General features: G+C 41.8%; 12 protein-coding genes. 1 reads left to right on the top strand and 11 read right to left on the bottom strand.

The genetic code is table 11. From position 1 onward, the window contains the following. Positions 1-189: 189 nt before the first annotated feature. The 4 genes from L6494_RS08485 to L6494_RS08470 form a co-directional block, all read right to left on the bottom strand. The gene (locus L6494_RS08485; RefSeq protein ID WP_237993761.1) at positions 190-780 is read right to left on the bottom strand and encodes a Crp/Fnr family transcriptional regulator; all 591 of its coding nucleotides are present in this window, start codon (positions 778-780) and stop codon (positions 190-192) included. Positions 781-885: 105 nt separating this feature from the next. Further along, complete coding sequence (locus L6494_RS08480; protein WP_237993759.1) at positions 886-3,144, bottom strand: caspase family protein; 2,259 nt, start codon at positions 3,142-3,144, stop codon at positions 886-888. Between the two features lie 321 nt (positions 3,145-3,465). Then, complete coding sequence (locus tag L6494_RS08475; protein WP_237993757.1) at positions 3,466-6,978, bottom strand: CHAT domain-containing tetratricopeptide repeat protein; 3,513 nt, start codon at positions 6,976-6,978, stop codon at positions 3,466-3,468. Between the two features lie 236 nt (positions 6,979-7,214). Further along, a complete protein-coding gene (locus L6494_RS08470; protein WP_237993755.1) occupies positions 7,215-10,607 on the bottom strand; it encodes a CHAT domain-containing tetratricopeptide repeat protein in 3,393 nt (1,130 codons plus the stop codon). Positions 10,608-10,834: 227 nt separating this feature from the next. Here L6494_RS08470 and L6494_RS08465 point away from each other — a divergent pair, with 227 nt between their 5' ends. After that, a complete protein-coding gene (locus L6494_RS08465) occupies positions 10,835-11,452 on the top strand; it encodes a Uma2 family endonuclease (RefSeq protein ID WP_237993753.1) in 618 nt (205 codons plus the stop codon). A gap of 329 nt (positions 11,453-11,781) precedes the next feature. Here L6494_RS08465 and L6494_RS08460 read toward each other — a convergent pair whose 3' ends face one another. The 7 genes from L6494_RS08460 to L6494_RS08430 form a co-directional block, all read right to left on the bottom strand. Beyond that, entirely contained in the window at positions 11,782-13,917 is a 2,136-nt protein-coding gene (locus L6494_RS08460) for a S8 family serine peptidase (protein ID WP_237993751.1), read from the bottom strand. A gap of 322 nt (positions 13,918-14,239) precedes the next feature. Continuing rightward, positions 14,240-17,266 (bottom strand): CHAT domain-containing protein, encoded by a 3,027-nt coding sequence (locus tag L6494_RS08455; protein ID WP_237993749.1) that lies wholly within the window; start codon positions 17,264-17,266, stop codon positions 14,240-14,242. Positions 17,267-17,319: 53 nt separating this feature from the next. Continuing rightward, a complete protein-coding gene (locus L6494_RS08450; RefSeq protein WP_237993747.1) occupies positions 17,320-17,985 on the bottom strand; it encodes a DNA-binding response regulator in 666 nt (221 codons plus the stop codon). A 290-nt stretch (positions 17,986-18,275) separates the two neighbouring features. After that, positions 18,276-18,923 (bottom strand): hypothetical protein, encoded by a 648-nt coding sequence (locus tag L6494_RS08445; protein WP_237993745.1) that lies wholly within the window; start codon positions 18,921-18,923, stop codon positions 18,276-18,278. Continuing rightward, positions 18,916-21,321, bottom strand: coding sequence for a CHASE2 domain-containing protein (locus L6494_RS08440; protein ID WP_237993743.1), 2,406 nt, complete (start codon positions 21,319-21,321; stop codon positions 18,916-18,918). Before L6494_RS08440 ends, L6494_RS08445 begins: the two co-directional genes overlap by 8 nt. A 297-nt stretch (positions 21,322-21,618) precedes the next feature. Further along, positions 21,619-22,968: a DUF1822 family protein gene (locus tag L6494_RS08435; protein ID WP_237993741.1), complete on the bottom strand. Its 1,350-nt coding sequence runs from the start codon at positions 22,966-22,968 to the stop codon at positions 21,619-21,621. Next, positions 22,965-24,338 (bottom strand): hypothetical protein, encoded by a 1,374-nt coding sequence (locus tag L6494_RS08430; RefSeq protein ID WP_237993739.1) that lies wholly within the window; start codon positions 24,336-24,338, stop codon positions 22,965-22,967. Before L6494_RS08430 ends, L6494_RS08435 begins: the two co-directional genes overlap by 4 nt. Positions 24,339-24,655: the final 317 nt, after the last annotated feature.

The following is a 24,655-nucleotide window of genomic DNA, read 5'->3' as shown; positions in this document are numbered from 1 at the left end:
ATATAAACATTTACAAGAGTTTAATTAAATCACTATTCTCGACCAAAAAACAGTCAACTAGTAGTCATTCGTCATTAGTTCAGTGAGAATTAGATTTTTCTCCCTCTCCCTCCTCTGTCACCTGTCACCTGTCACCTGTCCCCTGTCCCCTGTCCCCTGTCCCCTATCATTAATCTGACTCTTCTGCTTTTAAATCTCGTAGTACCAAATATCTTCTTCTCTCAGAATTATCCTATTGAGCGATCGCCTGTCAATCAAACCTTCCTGCTCAAATTGTCCCAAGATGCGTGTTACAGTCACCCGTGTCGAACCTATCATATCCGCCAAATCTTCGTGAGTCAGACGCATATCGATTAAACGTCCCTTCTCTACTTCTAAGCCAAACCTTTGAGATAACCAAGCCAAAAGCTTCAGCAGCATGGTTTCTACTTTTTTATAGCTCCGAATGACCATTAACTCTTCAGCCTGTTGAATGTGAGCCAGTAGAGTTTCTGTAGAATAAGTCGATTCTTCTAGGGGTATGATTCTGGCTTCAACCTTTGTCAAACACTCCATCTGATAAGGTTCTAATTTTGACAAGGTTCTACCAACAATATCGCCAGAACCCCACAATCCCAATGCTACAGTTGTACCATTCTCCAGATAAGTAACAGTTCTGACGAAACCTGTGTCAATCTGCCAAAGGCTATTTTGATACTCTGGCAAATGTGACTTTCGTGTGAATAACAGCTTGGTATTTTGACTAGCTGAGTCAATGAAGCTTGATTTTAATGACACCACTGGATATTACACTTAATCGATAAATTAACAGTAGTATATTATCAGGTTATAGGGGACAGGGGACAGGGGACAGGGGACAGGTGACAGGTGGAAGAAGTAGGGGTTTCAACGGATGACTTGAAAAGCGATCGCCATTGCTGCTAGTTTTTCAGTGTCAATACCGCGTACTCCGGCTGGTAGTGGTAGAGATGAAGAATTGCGATCGCCACGAGTACCTGTATTCAGGTCATCTAGTAAATTATTAGTGAAACCCAAAATATCATCAGAAACAGGGATGGGACTACGTTGATTTCTCAGTCCTCTAGAGTCGGCAATTTTTTGTAATGCTTGCAATGAACTGCTCAGAGGGGTTGTACTAGCAATAATTAGTGCTTCGGAAATACCAATAGGTTCAACAATAGTGAGTTTAAATCCATCCTCAACTTGAGGAATTACCCGCTTTTGTGACGGCTGTATTAACATAGCTTTATCCGTAGCCGACCAATCAAAGGGGAAAATTACGCTCATATTACCGCTTGCATCTATAACTAAAACGGTGACGTACAGTGGACGAGATTCCTTATTTTCCACCTCAAAAGCCACCTCAGAACCTACAGGTAATTGTGGTATACCAGCATCAAAAGAAACTGGTGTTTTTGTCTGTTGGTTAATGTTGTTTTTACTACCACGAGGGGTAAAAGTCTCACCAATTAATTTTTGATTATCAGCCAAATTCATAGAGGCAGTAACATTAATTCTGGATGAATTGGTGTTACCTAAAACTTGTTTGACAATTCTGGCGGCTAACAAGGATTTTAACTTGGGTTGCAAACGTTGCACAGCCGCACTGACACTTTCATCGGCTTTACCAAAACTATTTACAACAATTTGCTCTAGACTGGGCAAAAATAAACCAAAACTGCCTACTTCTGGCAAAGGAGAAACTTTCTTGCTTGGTAACTCTTTATACCTAGCTTCAGTCATTCGCCCCAAGATATACTGTAAATCTTCCTGTCCTACAGATTTGGGTTCAATACGCTGTAATCTTTGTAGAGATTCTCTTGCTTGTTGAGCAGTGTTACTATCCAGAGATTGATCAATACCAATTTTTAAAGTGAGATTAACAGGAATACTACGGATACGTTCTTGTAATAAAGTTCCTTGTTGTATTGTTTCTCCCTGTCGGGTATTTGTTTGCAGAATACCTTTACCAACTAATCCTTGACGAGACTTTAACCTAACTAATCCTCTTTGACTACCCGTAGGATCTAAAGCCACAAAATAGGGATCGTTAGTAAAAGCTTCTAAACTGCTTGGGTTTAGCCCACCTAGCCATAATTCTACTTCATTACCCTTGACTTGAGTAATCACCGCCTCAGCCGGAAGTGCTTGCTGTGGTGTGAAGTATATCGGTGCGTTAGTATTTTCTGGAGTCAGATGAGATTCAAATTGTGGGTCTTGCAGAATCCCTTTTTCCCTAGCTAAATTGTTCGTACTTTGACGCACATTGAAAATTGCTTTACTGGCAGATTCATTCTGAGTACGTTGCCAAAGATACTGAGTAAATACATAGCTAAATGCACCTGCACTAAAATCATTAAAAGGAAAATCAACTGCTAATTGTTCACGTCTAGCACTGGCAATGACTACTCCCTTAGCTATGTTTTGTCGGCGTTTTTGGATAAAATCTTGAGATGACATCCCCAATCTTTCCAACCACTGACGCTGATAATCCAGTTCTATTTGACTAGGCTGGAGAAGTTTACTACCGTCAACAGAGCGCACCCGGAATATTCCCCGCGTACCACCACCAGAATGACAGCTATCTAAAACAACGGTGACATTTTCCGTTTTTAATGCAGACATGAGTAAAAACAGCGTGTGACCCATAATGTGTTGCACAGTCCCGCCCTGGTGAGGGTATCCTAGTGGTAAGTCGCCATCTACAGGAATAAATGTACTATTAAGTCCATCTGGGCGATCGCGGTCAGGATCTTGTACTCGTGAACCATGACCAGAGAAGTGAAACACTACCACATCACCTGGTTGTGCTTGTTTAATTAAATGTTCTTCAAACGCCGTGAGGATATTTTGACGTGTAGCTTGTTTATCTGTCAACATCAGTATATCTTGGCGGTTAAAACCAAAGCGATAAGTCAATAACTCTTGCTGCATCAGCACATCATTGACACAGCCGAATAAAGGCGAAATACTATTACTGTAATCATTAATACCCACCAATAGAGCTAATTTGCGGCGTGTAGTTTGGGCGAGGACTTGACGAGAGCGATCGCCCTGCCGCATAATATGACCCTGATTGATACCCAGTGTTGCCAACGCAGAACCAGCAAATTGCAAAAATTGACGGCGTTTGATGGATGTCATAGTGATTCTTCAGTATTTTCTGATTATTTATATTTCTGGGCAATTGTGAGGATATGCAATTTTAAGATTCAGAGGCTTTAAATCTTGCTCCCCTTCCCTTGTAGGGAAGGGGTTGGGGGTTAGGTTTGAGAGAAAGTTGCACACGGCGTAAAGTAAATCCTAAGTAGGGTGTGTTACGGCTATGAAAGGATTTCGGAAAATAAGAGAGTGAGAATTAGCCGTAACGCACCATCTTTATCAGTAGGTTAAGCCTTGCCCCACGCTATTACGAATTACGTTAGCTTAGCGGAGCGCAGCCCATTACGAATTACGAATTACGAATTATCGCCATTCACCTTGAAAGATGAAAGCCGACCAAAAATAGGGATTACGCCACTTATCTTGCTGCCACATCTTCAACTGAGCATCACGCAAAGCAATATTCGGCGATTTATCCTGCTGCAACATTTGCTGGTAAAATTTCTGCATCAGTTGTGATGTACCTGTATCATCCACCTTCCACAGCGACACAGCCAGACGTTCCGCACCTGCATACATAAACCCCCTTGTCAACCCCACCAACCCTTCACCGTTGACATTCTGACCTAAACCAGTCTCACAAGCACTCAACACCACCAAATCCGCCGGGAAATTCAGGTTAAAAATATCCCGCAATCGCAGATATTGTCTGTTGATTGGTTGACCTGCTTTATCCACCAAAGAAAGAACAATACCTGATAATTCTGGGTTCTGGGAGTCAGCGAAACCGTGGGTAGCCAAATGGATGAATCGATATTGAGATAGTTGTGGGTTAGTGACCCAATCGAAATTAGCATCAAAATCAAAAGCTTGTACGCGCTGTTGGGGAGCAACCATTTTCAAAATAGTTTCCGCTTCCTGGCGTGTACCTGGGATGCGACCCCAACTATTACGATTGAGATTTTTGGCGGCTCGTTGCAGGGCTAATTCCTCTACACTCAAATCTAGGTCAGGAACAATCTTCTCAGGCTGGCCTGTGACTCTTTGGTCAGTAGCGGCAAACACAGGGTCAGCGAGGACGGCTAGAGTTTTGGGTGCAGTTTTGCGACCTTTGAGGGCTGTTCTTTGGGTAGCAATAGCGGTCATGGAAGGTAAATGGACAATTTCGTGGTTGACTAGTAGCGGTTGGTAATTTGCCTCTGTTTGATTCCCCACTTGGGTTAAGTCAGGTAATGCCGCAAAGGGAATCATTTGCAAAGTACCGTCAGCCACAATCACTAAGCGTTTTTTACCCAACTGATTGGCGACTGGGGATAAAATCAGTTGACTGAGTTTGGTGGCAGAGTTGATATGTTGAGATTTGCTGATATCAGTAGGTACTGGTTGAATGCCTCTGGTAGAACTGAGTAAATTACCTCGGTTTTGCAACAACTTATAGAAGTTTTCGGCGGCGGCTTCTATGTCTGCTCGTTTGGGGAGTTCGTAGGTGTTGATAGAGTCGGGAGTCACCGCCCATAAATAGCTGCGTTCTTCACCGAGGGAATATTGCAGTAATAGGGTGTCTTTATCTAGTTGTTGCTGAATTTGGGGCAAGGTTAAAGGTTGAGGATATACCAAATCGGCATATTTGGGGCTAGTGGTGCGAATTTGGGTTTGTAGTTGTTGGTATTGTTGGCGGAGGTCTGTGATTTGTGTTTGTAGTTTGTCTGCGAGGTTTTTATCAGGCAATTGTTGAATTTTGGGACTATTGAGGATTTCAAATCGTTGTTTTTCGCTGGCATTGATGAGTTGTAGTAAACGCTGTTCTTCTGCTAATAGTTTGGGGTCAATGTCTTTACGAATACCTGCACGGGCTTCGGTTAACAGTTCGACTAAACTACGGGCGCGGGAACGTTCACTGATGTGCAGTGCTAATGCGTTGTAGCCTTGGGAGGGGTCTTTTTTATGCAGTTGCATCAGCAGATGGATGTACAGTCTATAGTAAGTCTGAACTGAGGCAAAGTAAGAAGTACGCAGTTGTTGGTCATCGATTTTGGTGCGTAAATCTTCAATGATGTCGATGGCTGCTTGAATATGTGTGCGGGCTGGTTGCAAGTTATCTTGCTTGAGTTCTAGGTAAGCCATGTTGTAAAGGGTATTGGCTTCCCCGCTTCTATCTCCTACTGCACGGTATAGGGGTAGAGCTTGGTTGTAGTATGAGAAGGCTTTTTGTTTTTCTCCTAATGATTCGTAAACATTACCAAAATTATTCAGGGTGGTGGCTTCTCCGGCTCTGTCCCCCACACCACGTTTGAGGGCTAGGGCTTGTTTTAGGTATTTTAGGGCTTGTTGTTTTTCGCCTAACGAAGAGTAGACTAAGCCAATATTATTGAGGGTGATGGCTTCTGTACCCCTATCCCCCACGGCACGACTTAGGGGTAAAGCTTGGTTGTAGTATGAGAGGGCTTGTTGCTTTTCATCTAAATCATCGTAGACTTTGCCAAGATTATTGAGAGTCGTGGCTTGTCCACCCTTGTCTTCCAAGTCACGGTATAGGGTTAGGGCTTGGTTTAGGTATTTGAGTGCTTGTTGCTTTTCTCCTAATGAGTCGTAGAAAAAGCCAAGATTATTGAGAGTTTGGGCTTGTCCACCCTTGTCTTCCACTGCACGACGTAGGGCTATGGCTTGCTTGTAGTATTTAAGTGCCTCTTGCTTTTCTCCTAATGAGTCATGAACAGTGCCAAGATTGTTGAGAGTGGTAGCTTCCCCTCCTTTGTCCTCTACGGCACGGTGTAGGGATAGGGCTTGGTTGTAGTATTTTAAGGCTTGTTGTTTTTCTCCTAATGATTCGTAAACATTACCAATACCAGTGAGGGTGGTGGCTTCCCCGCCTCTGTCCTCTACGGCACGGTATAGGGTTAGGGCTTGGTTATGGTATTTGAGTGCTTGTTGCTTTTCTCCTAATGAGTTGTAGACAGCACCAATATTATTAAGGGTATTGGCTAGCCCTCCTTTGTCTTCTACGGTAAGGTATATATCTTGGGCTTGGTTATGGTATTTGAGTGCTTGTTGTTTTTCTCCTAATGACGAGTAGACAGTGCCAATATTATTAAGGGTAGTGGCTTCCGCTTTCCTGTTCATCACAGCACGGGCTAGGGCTAGGGCTTGGTTGTAGTATTTTAAGGCTTGTTGTTTTTCTCCTAAATCGAAGTAGACAGTGCCAATATTATTGAGGGTAGTGGCTACCCCTCCCTTGTCCTTTTCAGGATCTTGTAGGGCTAGTGCTTGGTTATGGTATTTGAGTGCTTGTTGCTTTTCTCCTAAATCGGCGTAGACAGTGCCAATGTTATTAAGGGTGATGGCTTGCTTTCCCTTGTCCTTTTCTTTGCGGAATATGGTTAAAGCTTGGTTGTAGTATTTGAGTGCTTGTTGTTTTTCTCCTAAATCGGAGTAGACACTGCCAATAATAAGGAATGCACCTGCTTGCCCTTTCTCGTCTTTCAAAGTAACGAATATGGTTAAAGCTTGGTTGTAGTATTTGAGTGCTTGTTGTTTTTCTTCTAAATCGAAGTAGACATTGCCAATAACAATAAGGGTAAGGGCTTGTCCTCTTTTCTCATCAATTTGCTGTAAAAGTTTTAAAGCTTGTTGGTATTTATCTCTTGCCTGTCTAAGTGATTCTGCTGTCCCTTGTCGCTCCCGTTCCATCCCCTCTCGCCAGAGCTTGGTCACAGCAGCACGAGTTGCATTGTGTTGTGTGTTTTCTGGTTGCTGTGCTATCTGCAACCTTTGATTTTTCTGGGTTGCTGCTACTGACTCTGATAGCAACACCGCACTCAGCAGGAATATTAAACCGTGGCGGCTCAACTTTGCTAGTGTTTCTACTTGTTTAGTCATAAGTTTAGATAATCTACTGGTTTCTACTTACGAGTTACTATATCTCTAGTGGTTTTGAGGTTATGCAGTTTTTTTAAACGCAGAAGTTCGCTGAGGTAAGCGCAAAGTTACGCGGAGTTAAGAGGAGTTATCCCATTGACTCATGTGATATTTTCACGCAAGCGATGGGATATTTTTCAACATAATTACGAATTACGTAGGCGCAAGCCTTGCCGCAGGCTATTACGAATTACGAATTATCGCCATTCACCCTGAAAGATAAAAGCCGACCAAAAATAAGGATTGCGCCACTTATCTTGCTGCCACATCTTCAACTGAGCATCACGCAAAGCAATATTCGGCGATTTATCCTGCTGCAACATTTGCTGGTAAAATTCCTGCATCAGTTGTGATGTACCTGTATCATCCACCTTCCACAGCGACACAGCCAGACGTTCCGCCCCTGCATACATAAACCCCCTTGTCAACCCCACCAACCCTTCACCGTTGACATTCTGACCTAAACCAGTTTCACAAGCACTCAACACCACCAAATCCGCCGGAAAATTCAGGTTAAAAATATCCCGCAATCGCAGATATTGTCTGTTGATTGGTTGACCTGTTTTATCCACCAAAGAAAGAACAATACCTGATAATTCTGGGTTCTTGGAGTCAGCGAAACCGTGGGTAGCCAAATGGATGAATCGATATTGAGATAGTTGTGGGTTAGTGACCCAATCGAAATTAGCATCAAAATCAAAAGCTTGTACGCGCTGTTGGGGAGCAACCATTTTTAAAATAGTTTCCGCTTCCTGGCGTGTACCTGGGATGCGCCCCCAATTATCACGATTGAGATTTTTGGCGGCTCGTTGCAGGGCTAATTTCTCTAAACTCAAATCTAGGTCAGGAACAATCTTCTCAGGCTGGCCTGTGACTCTTTGGTCAGTAGCTGCAAACACAGGGTCAGCGAGGACGGCTAAAGTTTTGGGTGCGCTATTGCGTCCTTTGAGGGCTGTTCTTTGGGTAGCAATAGCGGTCATGGAAGGTAAATGGACAATTTCATGGTTGACTAGTAACGGTTGGTAATTTTCCTCTGTTTGATTCCCAACTTGGGTTAAATCAGGTAATGCCGCAAAGGGAATCATTTGCAAATTCCCGTCAGCTACAATTACTAAGCGTTTTTTACCCAACTGATTGGCGACTGGGGATAAAATTAGTTGACTGAGTTTGGTGGCAGAGTTGATATGTTGAGATTTGCTGATATCAGTAGGTACTGGTTGAATGCCTCTGGTAGAACTGAGTAAATTACCTCGATTTTGCAACAACTTATAGAAGTTTTCGGCGGCGGCTTCTATGTCTGCTCGTTTGGGGAGTTCGTAGGTGTTGATAGAGTCGGGAGTCACCGCCCATAAATAGCTGCGTTCTTCACCGAGGGAATATTGCAGTAATAGGGTGTCTTTATCTAATTGTTGCTGAATTTGGGGCAGGGTTAAAGGCTGGGGATATATCAAATCGGCATATTTGGGGCTAGTGGTGCGGATTTTGGTTTGTAGTTGTTGGTATTGTTGGCGGAGGTCTGTGATTTGTGTTTGTAGTTTGTCTGCGAGGTTTTTATAAGGCAATTCTTGAATTTTGGGACTATTGAGGATTTCAAATCGTTGTTTTTCTCTGGCATTGATGAGTTGCAGTAAACGCTGTTCTTCTGCTAATAGTTTGGGGTCAATGTCTTTACGAATACCTGCACGGGCTTCGGTTAACAGTTCGACTAAACTACGGGCGCGGGAACGTTCACTGATGTGCAGTGCTAATGCGTCGTAGCCCTTAGATGGGTCTTTTTTGTGCAGTTGCATCAGCAGGTCGGTGTAGAATTTATAGTAGTTCTGCACTGAGGCAAAGTAGGAAGTACGCAGTTTTTGGTCATCGATTTTGGTGCGTAAATCTTCAATTATATTGATAGCTGCTTGAATGTGTGTGCGGGCTTGTTCCAGGTTGCCTCTGTCACGTTCTAATTTAGCTAGATTAGAAAGGATTGTGGCTTCCCCTCCCCTGTCCCCCACTGCCCGGATTAGGGGTAGGGCTTGGTTGTAGTATTTGAGTGCCTCTTGCTTTTCTCCTAATGAGTTGTAGACAGAGCCAAGATTGCTGAGGGTGGTAGCTTCCCCTCCCCTGTCCCCCACTCCCCGGTATAGGGGTAGGGCTTGGTTGTAGTATTTGAGTGCCTCTTGCTTTTCTCCTAAATCGGCGTAGACTAAGCCAATATTGTTGAGGGTGTTGGCTTCCCCTCCTCTGTCCCCTACTGCCCGGAATAGGGGTAGGGCTTGCTTTAGGTATTTGAGTGCCTCTTGCTTTTCTCCTAAATCGGCGTAGACTAAGCCAATATTGCTGAGGATGCCGGCTTCCCCTCCCCTGTCCCCCACTGCCCGGAGTAGGGGTAGGGCTTGGTTGTAGTATTTGAGTGCCTCTTGCTTTTCTCCTAATGAGTCGTAGACTGTACCAATATTGTTGAGGGTGGTGGCTTGCCCTCCCCTGTCCCCCACTGCCCGGAGTAGGGGTAGGGCTTGGTTGTAGTAGTTGAGTGCCTCTTGCTTTTCTCCTAAATCAGCGTAGACTTTGCCAATATTGTTGAGGGTGGTGGCTTGCCCTCCCCTGTCCCCCACTACCCGGATTAGGGGTAGAGCTTGGTTGTAGTATTTTAGTGCTTCTTGCTTTTCTCCTAATGAGTCGTAGACTAAGCCAATATTATTGAGGGTGGCTGCTTCCGTTCCCCTGTCCCCCACTACCCGGATTAGGGGTAGAGCTTGGTTGTAGTATTTGAGTGCCTCTTGCTTTTTTCCTAATGAGTTGTAGACTAAGCCAATATTGTTGAGGGTGGTGGCTTGCCCTCCCCTGTCCCCCACTGCCCGGAATAGGGCTAGGGCTTGGTCGTAGTATTTGAGGGCTTCTTGCTTTTCTCCTAATGAGTCGTAGACTAAGCCAATATTGTTGAGGGTGGTGGCTTGCCCTCCCCTGTCCCCCACTGCCCTTCTTAGGGGTAAAGCTTGGTTGTAGTATTTTAGTGCTTCTTGCTTTTCTCCTAATGAGGAGTAGACAGCACCAATACCAGTAAGGGTGGCTGCTTCCCCTCTCCTGTCCTCCACTGCCCGGAATAGGGGTAGGGCTTGCTTTAGGTATTTGAGTGCCTCTTGCTTTTCTCCTAATGAAGAGTAGACAGCACCAATATTGTTGAGGGTGGTGGCTTCCCCTCTCCTGTCCTCCACTGCCCGGAGTAGGGGTAGGGCTTGGTTGAAGTATTTGAGTGCCTCTTGCTTTTCTCCTAAATCGGCGTAGACACGTCCAATAAGAACAACGGTGGTGGCTTGCCAAGTTTTATCATCAACTTGTTGCCAAAGTTTTAAGGCTTCCAACCATTTCTCTCTTGCCTGTTGCAGTGATTCTGCTGTACCTTGTTGAAAAAGTTTCAACCCTTCTTGTGTAAGTTTGTCCGCAGCAGCGCGAGTTGCATTTTGTTGTTCGTTTCCTGGTTGCTGTGCTATCTGCAACTTTTGATTTCTCTGGGTTGCTCCCACTGACTCTGATAGCAACACCGCACTCAGCAGGAATATTAAACTGTGGCGGCTCACCTTTGCTAGTATTTCTACTCGTTTAGTCATAAGTTTAGATAATCTACTGGTTTCTACTTACGAGTTAATATATCTCTAGTGGTTTTGAGGTTATGCAGTTTTACTATTTTTTAGGGTTTTGGGCTGCTGATGAGATGTTTTCAATATGGAAAATCATGAAAATGTTAATATCAATGCTAGAGAACCGATCAATCGCATCCGGTTAAAAAAGTCCCAATGCTGGAAATGGTAAAGTCGTAACAAGTGGAGATTTTGATATGGCGCAAGCTTTACCTAAACTGTTTACCTTTGAAGAATTTATTGACTGGTTGCCGTCAAACACGGGGAAGCGTTACGAATTACACGACGGATTAATTGTAGAAATGCCTCAGCCGAGTGGAAAACATGAAAAAGTTACAGGATTTTTAGCAGGGGAAATTACTGTTGAATATAAACGCCTGCAACTACCATACTTTATCCCGAAAACAGCGTTAGTTAAACCACCGAGGAAATCATCGGGTTATTCCCCTGATGTGATTTTAATTAATGATGCTAATTTGGAGAATGAGGAATTATGGTCAAAAGCATCTACTGTGACTCAAAGTGAATCCATCCCTTTGGTAATTGAGGTTGTAAGTACAAATTGGGAAGATGATTATTACACCAAATTGGGGAGTTATGAAGCAATGAAGATTCCTGAATATTGGATTGTTGATTATGCGGCTTTGGGAGCAAGAAAATTTATCGGTAATCCTAAGCAACCAACTATTTCTATCTACAATTTAGTAGATGAAGAATATCAAGTCGCTCAATTTAGGAATTTTGAACGGATTATATCTCCTACTTTTCCAGATTTGCAACTGACTGCTAATCAGATTTTTAATGGTGCTTTGTAGTAGTTTTGTACAGTAGTAATCTTGTAGGGTGTGTCAGATATCAAAAGTATATTTATTGACAACATTTTAGCAGTCTGACGCACTCTACTAATATGTCAGTTGCTATATCTCTAGTAGCTTCGAGGTTATGCAGTTTTTTAAACGCAGAGGTTCGCTGAGGTCAGCGCAAAGTTACGCGGAGTGAAGAGGAGTTATGCTATTGATTCCTAAGAAATAAGGCAGGGGGCAGGGGGCAGGGGGCAGGGGGAAAGAGGATTTTACTTGTTTCTTTCGCCCTTCCCGCAGGCTATTACGAATTACGAATTACGAATTACGAATTACGAATTGCTTTAACGTCTTCTTTTCACTAGGCGCACGGCTGCATCAGCGTTAACAAGTCCGCTACCGAAGAGGTGCTGACGAATTTTTCCGGGTTGTGAACTGTAGGTTTTGGCTTCTGCATCGGTAATGGTCAACGCTTGATAACTGGCTGTGGATTTGAGGATACTAATAAAACGATCGCGTTTCAATAGTCTTTGAGGATCTTCTGCTTTCATTAAGGCCACTACTCCAGCCACAGCAGGGGCAGCAAATGATGTGCCTTGTACCCACCAATATTTACCTCTAGAATCAACTACATAAGACCACCGTGATGTAGGATCGGGTATTCCTTGCCAAAAGGCGTTCAACCAAGTACCGCCTGTAGTGGGAATGCCTCCTAATAAGTTTGGTGTCCCTAAGTCGCCTCCTGGTGCAACTAAATCTAATCCTTGACCGTAATTACTATAAGGCGCGCGCTGTCCCATGAGGTTGGTTGCTCCTACGGCTAAAACTCCGGGATAGCCGGCGGGGTAGGCTACGCTGTTGTTGCTGGAATTGCCAGCCGCCGCTACAATTACTAATTTAGGATAGGCTTGGAGTAAATCAGCGATCGCACTTTCTTCTGCTTCTGTGGGTAATATACTACCCAGGCTAAGATTGATGATATCAGCACCGCGATCGGCTGCGTAACCCAGTGCTTCAATATAAGCGGAAGGTATAAAACTACCATTTAAACCAAATACCCGCACTGGTAAAATTTTGGCGTTAGGGGCAACACCTAGCAATCCTTGACCGTTTTTGGGTTTGGCTGCGATCGTTCCACTAACATAAGTACCATGAAATTCTCCGCCGATTTTGTTAGTTCTCACGATAAAACGAATGTAGTTAGCAATGTCTTCTAGTGAGGCTTGGGGATATCTTTGCCGCAAATAGGCGAACTCTCGCGGATATTGCTGGACTAATTTAGCATCTGATAGTTGAAAGGTGTCTTGAAATTGTGAACCCAATATTGCGAGTTCTGTGGGATTAACGCGAGTATCAGAGTCGCCAATTTTACAAGGGTCATCATGATTCCCACCACTAGAAAAATCCCAACCGTGGACTTCATCGGGACATTTATCAGCCGCTTGCACTTTGTATAAACTATCTGCTAAATCAGGATGATCCCATTGAATTAAACTATCTAAAACTGCAACTACTACACCCCGTCCACCGTTACTATGTTTCCATGCTTCTGTAACTCTGATATCGGTGCGGGTAATTCTAGATTTAGTAGCGGCTGTTGGTGACTGTAAGCAAGTTTGTAATGCAGCCCAACTAGATATTTCCTGTTGCAAACATTGTTTGAGAGGGATACTATTCAAATGCCAACCAAAAGCCAATAAGTTGCTTTCAGGTAAAGTCTTCTGGCTTGCTTGAGCTACAGTTTTTGGTGTACTCTTATCTAGTCCCCATTGCTCAAATCCCTGGATTTGTTGAGCAGTCATTTCTAGATTTCTATTGCTAACAGATTGCACAAAGTTGGGTGTAACTGAACTGACACCTTTAACATTAGTAAGTTGATTAGCCACACCGAGAACTCTTGTACCATCAGCCACCGTAGATTTAACGAGATAGCGATCGCGCTGAAAGCGTAGTTTTCTGACAATCTCTAAATTATTTTGCTCTAGGATTGTCTGCCGTTGCTGTTGTGATAACTTGGGATCAAAGCTGAGGATAATTTCATTAGGTAAAATAATTACATCTTCCTGACTGTTGCGACTGAGAACTGGTAAAGTGCTTTGTACATAGGGTTGCTGTTGAATGCTTTGCTGTATCATCTTTCCTGATTCACCCGTTACAGTCACCACAGCATAGTTATCACCCAGGGGATTGACTATTGGTGGTGTAGTTGATCGCACATTACGCTGTAAATCTTGTTGCAGTTGTTGATATAGAGGTATAGTTGTCCCTCCTAGACTGCGAGTAGTAGGTAGATTTTTGAAAGATACTGCGATCGCATCTTGGCGTTGATTTAAAGGTATACGTTGCCCTTTATACAGGTAAAATAAATCACTCTGTTTTTGAAGTTGAGCGATCGCAGTCCGATTTCTAGGCAGAGAAAATATACCAAAACTAGACCAAACAAAGCCAGTTAAAACAATAGAAGTTGTGAAAAGTTTCATCGATGTATTTCCTCTGAATAAACTATTTTTCAGCGTTGCAAATTTAACTTGATAGCCCTTGACCTCACCCCCAGCCCCTTTCCTCGTAGGCTACGGTGTACACACAAATCGGAGTTACTTTGAGATCCGGGTTTTACCCCCCTTAATCCCCCCTTGGAAAGGGGGGAAACCGGAAAATCTAGTTCCCTCCCCTTTCCAAGGGGAGGGTTAGGGTGGGGTAATTCGAGGCCTAGTAGTGATTCGATAACTTGTGTGTACACCGTAGCCCCTACGAAGAGAGGGCAGCAAAAAAGCTGATTTCCTCCCCTACACCCCTACACCCCTACTCCCCGACTTCCCCAATTAAAGTAAATGCTGCCCAATACTTAGGCGAGGGATGGGTTTTCATAGTGGAGAGCATGGCGTTTCGTAATGCGGTAGCTTTGTCAAGATTTTGTTCCATATTTTGATAGAATTTGGTCATCAGTACAGATGTGGAATTATCATCAACTGCCCACAAAGAGACAATTACGCTGGGGACACCGGCGGTAATGAATGAACGAGATAAGCCAATCACACCATCACCAGTAATTCGTCCGCGTCCGGTGTCACAAGCACTTAAAACTACTAAGTCTGCATTGAGTTTGAGGTTAAATATTTCTTCAGCTGTGAGTAAACCGTCATCTTGAGCAGAGGGTGTTAAAGCGATCGCACTTCCCAAACCGCGAAAATTATCTAATATTCCGTGGGTGGCTAAATGAATAATTCGGGCTTTGGTCATTTGCTGGACAATTGCGGTTTCAGTGGCTTTATCGCCAGTAATTGCTTGCGTTCCAAACAATGAAGCAATGTCTTTTGCCTCTTTTTCTGCCCATATCAAATTAGATAATTGTTCAGGTGGTTCACCTGGTTTTAATACCACTTTTGGCATCTTGGGATTACCAACCAGCAACACTTCCCCTGATTTCTTACTGTTGACTTGTTGCTGACGAGTTAAATCCAACACCTGAATTGATGGCGCAGTCAGGATAGTATGTTTTTCAATCAAGTATTTGTTTTCTGCATCTCGGAGTGCGGGGAAGGGTACAAGAAATAATTCGTCTTGAGGAACAAAGGTTACACGCTCATTCTCATTGCTGGGGAGTAAGTCGGCGATGGGTTCAATTAGCAGTTCATGGAGTCGGCGCAATTTTTGTTTTACTTTGGGTGCATCAGGATTTTCGCTGACAAGAATACCTCTTGCGCCAATAGATTCACGACTGGTGGTAACAAGTTCTGTAAGATTGGTGTTTTCTTTTTGCCAGAGGGGTTTGAGATCGGCTTTGCGGAAGGTGACTTCACCTGTGGGTTTAATTACCCAAATATATAGTTCTGATTCTTTGACTTGTTGTTTACCCTGAATTTTGAAGTCATCATAAATAATTGAATACTGAACAAGAGTGGCATTTTGTTGTTTGGCGATTTGTTTAATCTCTGTAATTGTGGGTGGGGTGGGTAATTTTTCTTGGGAGTTAGCAGATAACCGGGAAGCAAGTAACTCCACAAAAGCGCGTCCCCGTCCCCGTTCAGATATTTCTAAAGCGGCATCAGGTTTATTCTGGGCAATTAAGACTTTTTGTAAATGGTTGTAGGTGTTACGTTGCGTTTCAAAAATCGAAACTTTCTCACTATCTTTTAATTCTCGACCGCGTAGAGATTCTAAAACTTTAATTCCTTCTAGTAAGGTACTCTCCGCTAAAGTGAGATTTCCTTGTGTATAGAAAGTAAATCCTAAATTATTCAGTCCAGTACCCTCACCCCGACGGTCTTTGATTTGGCGGGCGATCGCTAAATATTGTTGTTGGTAGTCTATGGCTTTGGCGTAGTCTCCTAAAGATAAGTAGGCAATACCTAGACTTCCTAGTGCAGTACCCTCACCCCGACGGCCTTGGATTTGGCGGGCGATCGCTAAATATTGTTGATGGTAGTCTATGGCTTTGGCGTAGTCTCCTAACGCATAGTAGGCATTACCTAGACTTCCTAGTGATTGACCCTCACCCAGACGGTCTTTGATTTGGCGGGCGATGGCTAAACTTTGTTGTTGGTAGTCTATGGCTTTGGCGTAGTCTCCTAAAGAGAAGTAGGCATTACCGAGATTTCCTAGCGCAGTACCCTCACCCCGACGGTCTTGGATTTGGCGGGCGATGGCTAATCTTTGTTGTTGGTAGTCTATGGCTTTGGCGTAGTCTCCTAAAGAGAAGTAGGCATTACCAAGATTTCCTAGTGCATTACCCTCACCTTGACGGTCTTTGATTTGGCGGGCGATCGCTAAATGTTGTTGATAGTAGTCTATGGCTTTGGCGTAGTCTCCTAACGCATTGTAGGCATTACCGAGATTTCCTAGTGCAGCACCCTCACCTTGACGGTCTTGGATTTGGCGGGCGATCGCTAAATGTTGTTGATAGTAGTCTATGGCTTTGGCGTAGTCTCCTAACGCATTGTAGGCATTACCGAGATTTCCTAGTACAGTACCCTCACCCCGACGGTCTTTGATTTGGCGGGCGATCGCTAAACTTTGTTGATAGTAGTCTATGGCTTTGGCGTAGTCTCCTAAAGAGAAGTAGGCACTACCGAGATTTCCTAGTGCATTACCCTCACCTTGACGGTCTTTGATTTGGCGGGCGATGGCTAAACGTTGTTGATAGTAGTCTATAGCTTTGACGTAGTCTCCTAAAGAGAAGTAGGCATTACCTAGACTTCCTAGTGATTGACCCTCACCTTGATGGTCTTTGATTTGGCGGGCGATGGCTAATGTTTGTTGTTGGTAGTCTATGGCTTTGGCGTAGTCTCCTAAAGATAAGTAGGCATTACCTAGACTTCCTAGTGCAGCACCCTCACCTTGACGGTCTTTGATTTGGCGGGCGATGGCTAAACTTTGTTGTTGGTAGTCTATGGCTTTGGCGTAGTCTCCTAAAGATAAGTAGGCATTACCTAGACTTCCTAGTGCAGCACCCTCACCTTGACGGTCTTTGATTTGGCGGGCGATGGCTAATGTTTGTTGTTGGTAGTCTATGGCTTTGGCGTAGTCTCCTAAAGATAAGTAGGCAGCACCGAGATTTCCTAGTGATTGACCCTCACCCAGACGGTCTTTGATTTCCCTGTAAAGTTGTAATGCTTGTTGCCAAGACTGTAACGCATCTGTAAATTGACTTGTTTCAAACTGTTCAATACCTTGTTGCAATAGTCTATCTGCTTCCGCTTTCCGTGCATCTGCTGTTTGTGCCAATACCTGCGACACTTGCAAGAAAGCAGGTAATTTGGCTGGGAAAGGTATGGAAACAGTCAAGATAAAGGTGATAAATGCTGTGGTGCTGATTTTTGAATAACGCATGGCTGATATTCCCCGTTGAGAGTTGATTGATTTCTATGAATTGGTGAATTTTTTTAATTAATTAGTCCTATTTCCCTAGCTTTAATTTGGGTAATAATTCTGAGATTCTTACCTTGTTTTTTTAATTCTTCGCAGTCAATATTTAAAGCATTTTGTATGCCATCCCAATAATGCCTTACCATGCGTTCTGACACACAGATATGTTGAGCGATCGCCTTATCTTGTAATCCTTCTCGAAAGGCTAATTTTAATATTTTCAACCACTCTGGTTTAACTTCTAATGCGTTATGGATTCCCTGAATATCTTTGACATGAGTTAATCCCTGTAAAGTCCATTTAACTCGGTTGATCATCTCTTGTTGAGAACAACTTTTGTGGGCAACTGTAAAACCTCCTATGTGAGCATCAATTTGTGGTTTAATTTGAATCAAATTATTAATATAATCACTCTGCACCATAATATTTAAATGAGGATATTTTTGCATTAAATTCTGTAAAAGCTGTATACCCATTGTGATTTGCGCTGATGCTCCCTGCTTTTCTGGCAGAAAAATATCTGTGATCATCAAATCAGGTTGTATATTTAAAACTTGTTCATAAGCTTCTACAACAGTTGTAGCTGTGACAATTTTGGCTGTTGAATATTCAGATTGCAGTATGGCAACTGTGCCACTAATACATATTTCGTGAAAATCAGTTACTATAATTTTCTGGCTCATCTTACTTTAGTCAACCTTCCAGAGTTGGGAACAGAGAACGGAAATCATGCACTGATATGCACTCACCCATTCTCTACATCTATAGTTCTCAGGGCTAGCGAGGTTATGCAAAAATTAGGGGGTAGGGCGTAGGGTGGGTTCGTAGTAAGGACTTTAGTCCTTATTTGTTCGCGGAGCGTCTGTCTACGACACGCTCCGCGTTCGCGTAGCGTCCCGCAGGGAACGGAGAGAACGCAGAGAGAACTAAAGTTCTCTCTACGAGACGCTCCGCGAACACTACAAACCTTTCATTATTGACATAACTTTTGAGTAATATCTCGACGAAGTTGTTTTAATTCAGGCGAAGGTTTTGGTACAGAATAAATCTGTTGTATTACATCAGACCACAAATTTTTATCCGCGAAATAATTGGCTTTAGCATAGGCGATTGCCTCAATATTTGCTCCATTTGATTTGAGTCTATTTTCAATATTTCCTAAGTCAAAAGTAATGCGATCGCGCTCTTGCTGCTCCATAATTTTAAATGAAACAAACTGATTGTTATTAACTATCCAATCATAAGTTTCACCTGGCGTTAATGGCTTGCCTGTATAAGTGATATTTTGCTGATTGTGATTTAATTCTTGATGCCATATATCTGTATTTCCATCTATCAGAACTTTGATTTCTGTAGCCTTACCTTGCCAAATAAATACAGGGCGATCGCTCCAAATAGTTCTAGTTACAGATGGCGCATCTGGAGAAACCATACAAACTGAACTAGGAGGACGCGAACCACCGTTACGGGGATTTATCGGTGGCTCTCTTCTTTTAAATATACTCCGGTAAATGTTCCCCCATATAGATGGTGATTTTTCTTGTTCAGCCACCACAAATGAATCAGGTAAGATAGCTGAAAAAACAGCAATTAATGAGATGAACATAATTAATTTACGCATTTGTTTTCCTCTGCAAATTAGTAGGTAAAAAGTAAATCCAGAATGTAATTGATGGTAAAACCCAAGGTAAAATTATGGCGGCATAAATGTAAGCCTGTAAACTAAACAATCCATAAAAGCCAGTAATTATCATTGCTAATAATAACCGTTGCCAGCAAAATTTATTATTTCTAATTAGCAATAAATATAAGCTTTTACCGAGTAAAATAGCGATACCAACTAACCACAAATCAGGAATGGGTATAACTAATCTCCGAGTCAGTAAATGATGTGTCATATAAGCATGAACTTCACCCCCTGTAATCACCTTATTTCTATTACTAGAGTTTTTTTGCTCCCGCCAGTATTTAATTGCTGGTGGTAAATCTGCATGGGAATTATCTTCACCATCTTTACTAATTCCGGCTTCTTGATATCCCCCAGGCGCAATAATGACAATTTGCTGTTGTAAGTTTTGGGGAATACCTTGATTTTCTAGTAATTTCCAAGCGGGAATGGAACGATATACCTTTTCGGGAGGAATGGAAAAGTCAATAATAGGGTGCATCCACATTTGATTTAGCCAATAACTCAAAGCTGTAATCGGTTGCAGGTGCGATCGCTCTTGTGCCAAAATCGTCTGATGACTTTTGTTACCATCTTTGAGAAAAGTATTGATTTGTTGCAGAAAATCTGTTTGACTATCTAATTGCGGCTGGGGTACGTTGGTAATTTGTTGCAATTCGTAACTTAAAACCAATAAACTACTAAAAGTCCAAGGCTGAGATTGCCAATCATCAAAAGGAAACAATTGCATATACCAAGGCAAAATTTTAATATCGCCTTGCAAACTCCAATTCAGACTAGCAATTTCTGGTAACGCCTCTAACCATTCACCCTTGAGACTTTGAGTTGCAGCCATGACAAACCATGTCGGTTGGGGTGCAGAGACAGCAGTTTTGAGAGAATTACCCAAAATGCGATCGCCTTGTTTTTGCGGTCGATCTAGTAGATAATCAATCCCAACTACTCTGGCGTTATTTGTGGTCAATTTATCTACTAAACTGGCTAAATACTGACGATTCATCGGTTTAGGATCAGAAATATTAGCTTTCCTAATGGAAGCTTCATCAATTTGCACCAATAAAATAGGGGTATTGGCTACAGTTGCAACTTGATTTGTCAGTTGACGATAGATAGCTTGTACCAATACTCGCTGTTGTAATAACCATCTTTGTAGAGGTAAGAATAGGCTAATAATTAATATAAATGATAGAGCGATCGCTTCAGAGCAATTAGGCTTTAAATCTTGAGATAATTGTTTTAAACCGGATGGCTGGAGACAAAATAAATCTGCTTCTGGATGACGAAATAAAGAAGGAATCAAGTAAGCACTAGGATACGTCAAACTTTTTTCTAATTTGAGATACTGAGCAGCCGTTAATAATGATTCATGGGTATCTTTATATTCACTCAAAGCTTTGATAAATTTGATAAAAAATTCCTCAGCAACGCAATTATGAATTGGCTCTCGCATCACAGCTACTTGACTAATACCTAAATCAATTAGCTTATTAGCTATACTCAAACCTTTACAAGAATTGAAAATTGCTACTTGCAGGCCTCTATTTTTAGCAATAGTTAATGCTGAGGCAATTTCACTTAATAATAAAGCTGTGTTTGGGGCAATTCCCAACTCCCCACCTGTTAAATTAGTTTCATTACTATGTCCAGCAAAAAATAAAATATCCCAACCTGGTTCAGCAGCAATTTCTCTAACAATCTGAGCTTTTAATTCGGGAATACTTACATGAGGTTGCCAACCAATAAAAGTGACATCAGCCAAAGATTTTAAAGAACTGATAGCCTGCTTTTCTTTTGCAAAATCTAACCCAGATTCATCACCTAAAATAGCTAAAATTCTCGCTTTACCCCGACGAGTATTTTTAGCAATTGTATCTCGTCTATTTATAGGTGTACGAACAATACGCAACTGATGAGAATCAAGAGCAAATTCTGTAATTTCCCAGACTTCCCAAGGTAAGCGAGCTAAATCTAGAGAATTGCAGGTGAGAAAAATATCAGCCTTAATTGCTTTAGCTATAGTAGCCCTAATTTCATATAATTCTGCACTACGTAACCAGTGATGAAACTCAGATAAAAGTTGTGCTTCAGCTTCCACTAAACGAGCGCGCCAATCAATCTGCGGGGCTGCGAAACTACCGATTTCTTCTACTTTACCTCGCAATTCACTATTGTAGAAACATAAATAAATTCGCTGCCATTCTTGATATTTTAACTTGAGTGCATCAGGATAAACCAACGTCACCCCAAGCTGTTGATTTTCCCCCCAAGACAACTCAAAAGAGCAAATTTGTCCAAATTCTTGAACCTTTAAATAAAAACTAGAGACATTCATAAATAACACTCGATGTGTGTCCGATTCTGCTCGTATTATCGGACAATATAAATATCTATACCAAAAGTAAATTCATTTCACCATCTTTGATAGAAGATTTAGCAAAAAAAATTGTAGGTTGGGTTGACGTAAGGAAACCCAACACCAAAATCTATGTTGAGTTTTCAATATCAATGTTGGGTTGCGCTGCGCTTAACCCAACCTACATCTTTCCTAATTACGAATTACGTAGCTTGCTTCCGCGTAGCGGTATTACGAATTACAAATTACGAATTACGAATTACGAATTACGAATTACTAACAAAATTTCCCAGGGGAAAAAGTAAATGGCGGTAAATTAATTTCTACCCCATCTGTTAAACTCACACTCACTAAAAACTTTTCATCCCAACTACCAATGAGACGAGTAAATAAATAAGCATCACCCCGTTCTTTATTTATTCCCTGTTCTAATAAAACACTACTTTGGTCACTCACTCGCAACTTTAAATGATTTGGTAAAGTATCCTGTGCAGTTGTCCCTAAAATTAACAACAATGTCCATAAATGGGAATCATGCTCAGATAATAAATGCCAAGTCACAGCATACAGACGTAAAGAAATTCCTGCTAAGAGTAAATCTTGATAAGCACCCCGCGCCTGAGAGGGAATTTCTAAACCTTGGTGTTGTAATTGGTGAATAATTGCCTGAAATTCTTCTATCGGACTTCGCATCATTACCGCAGGTGTGAAACTAGGTAATAATTTCCAAGAAAATTCCTGAGCTAATTCATCCAATTCATCCCACAGCCAACGTCCCACATTTAATGCTGGTTGTGTGCATAGTTGAAATAAATCTTTTAAGTTAGTTTTGAGACTAGAATCTGGTGCTTGTGTTTGATAGTTATAAATCCAACTGAGTAAATCTGGATTAGTCAAAATAGTAGTTGCTTGTTCCCAAGTTAATACTTCCCATAGTTCGCGCTCAGGTGATTTTAATTGTGGTAATAATGCTGTTAATTTAGTTTGCATGATTGCTAAAGTTTGAGCGCGATGCTGAGGAATAGCTGGTAAATTAATTGCTTCTGGTTTTAAACAATGCAAATATAATAATAAAGTATTTGCATCAAAATTAAACCAATTTAACGGCAATTGATAACTCCAGTCTGATTTCGGTTGTAGATTTGCTTTTGCTTGATTTTCTACAAACTCCTTATAGGATAAAAAACCAGAAATTACAGCCGTTCCTTGTTCTTCTAGAACTTCCAGCAACACATAAAAATGAGGAATGTATTCTGGTAAATCTATGACTGATTGAGGTAGAGTTACTGCTAAATCATCAAAGCTGTCAGTGGGAATTAAGCAGATTTTAAATTCCCCTACTTGCAAGTTAGCTACAACTGCGATCGCATTTGCTAATGCTGGTTGTAAAACTGTGCATTTTTCTCGTTTAATAGTCAAAGCATCTGCCCTTTCTTTTAGCCATGCTTCAAAGGCAAATAAAGCTAGACTATTAATATAAGTTTGCCATTGTCGTGATAAATTAGGAATTTGATGGCTGAGTTTTGCCGCTTCCATAATCTGCTCAGATGTCAGATTAATTGCTGCTGGAGATATAATTTCGTAGTCTGACTGTAATTGGAAATTTTGGCTTGATAAGTTATTCATATTTCTACATTTAACGAATCTAGATAACGACACAGTTTTTTAGAAAAAATACTATTTGGGGAGTTATTTTTTACGGTTCTTGCTTCAACTTCTGCCTCTCTAAATAAAGCAGAACTTTGACTGTGTAGTATGGATGCTAACTGATGTTCGAGATTTTTTAGTTTGTCTGGGTGAGAGTAATTACCTGCTAAATCAATCACGCAATCGCATAGTTTTTGTAAAAACTCTCTTTGAACATCACTACGAAAATCTTTCAAGTTTAGTAAGCGAGTAACTGCATCTTGCGCCCTTAATCCTAAATTACGAGCAATGTCTGTCATCGACATTTTTTTACAGTGAAATAATTGCAGTGCTTTTAAAAAGTTTCGCGCTTTATTTCCCTTCTTCAGTTGTAATTTTTTCACCCAGCTAGTTACAACTATATCCAATGATTCATCTAAACATACCCAAAATTGAGAACGATATAACTGTAAAAATTCTATTTGTTTGTTTTCATTTTCATCACTGTCTTTCACATCAGCTACGTCAATGGAATATTCTGCAACTGTTGGTAGAGAACCACTTTTATGGTAAATGCGATATTCTCGCAAATAATTAGCCAACTCCTGTAATTGCATCATTACAGTTTGATTATCTAAATTTTGACCGATTTGATTTTGTAACCTCAAAGCAATTTGCTGTAGTTGTTGAGTTGTTGGTTGTGGGCATATTCCCCTATTACCTAAAGCACATTGCTGCAATCTTTGGGATTTATAAATTATGTGGTAGCTTTTTAACAGTGCTAGAAAATGTTCAATTTCTTTAGAGGTTAAAGAATGAAAATCAGCCAAAACTTTCTGGAGTTTTTTCGGTTGAGTATCATTCAATATTGCCCAATCAGTGACGCGGTACAGTCCCAAATCCAACAAAAACTTATTCAATTCTGGATGCTGTTTTACCTGAATATTTATCCAAGTTGTCAGATTACTTTTTTGCCAGTCAAAACTCTGCAAAATTTTGCGCCCCAAGCACTCATAAGTGCCTGTTTGTCCTAATTTGCCATCATCATCTAAGACATAGGGAAGCAAATCATTCCCATTAAAACCGCGAGCCTTGCCAAATTGAGCTTCTAGTTGCCAGCAAACTTGCTCTATTTGCCAGGATATGAAACACAGTAAACAACGTTCTGCTAACAATGATCTATCTGTGTTATCAGTTTGAGCTATTTCCAGCAGTTCTCGTTGTACCTCTGTATCTGGCACATCGTTGTCAGGTGTATATTTGGGAAATTTATCAGCAAAAAATGCTTTAGCTGGCGTAATTTCCTGGATTTTACGTTTTCCTGCCCCATCAATTCTTACTAGCTGCCAATATCTGAATGCAATACCCATAAGCCATAGTATCTGGAATCAATTCAATAGCAGTATCTCCTCACATTCATTCTTAATTCCAGACTGGTTGAGGTTATGCAGTTTTGCAAAAAATTAGGGGTGTGGGGGTGTGGGGGTGTAGGGGTGTGGGGTATGGGGGAGACAAGGTAGCAGGGGGCGAATCAATTCAAAATGACGCTCGATGACTCGCTCTAAGCGAAGCTATGCCGTTGGCGTTCGCGTAGCGTGTCGCAGACAAGCCTCTCGTAGAGAAGGCTTTACGCTGCGCTAACAAAATTCAAAATTCAAAATTGAAGAGTTCTGCTCCCTTGCTCCCT

Origin of the sequence: Nostoc sp. UHCC 0870, from assembly GCF_022063185.1 — a bacterium.
In the GTDB taxonomy this organism is placed as follows: domain Bacteria; phylum Cyanobacteriota; class Cyanobacteriia; order Cyanobacteriales; family Nostocaceae; genus Trichormus.
The sequence above is the reverse complement of the archived record's forward strand: the minus strand, read 5'-3'. Positions and strand labels throughout refer to the sequence as shown.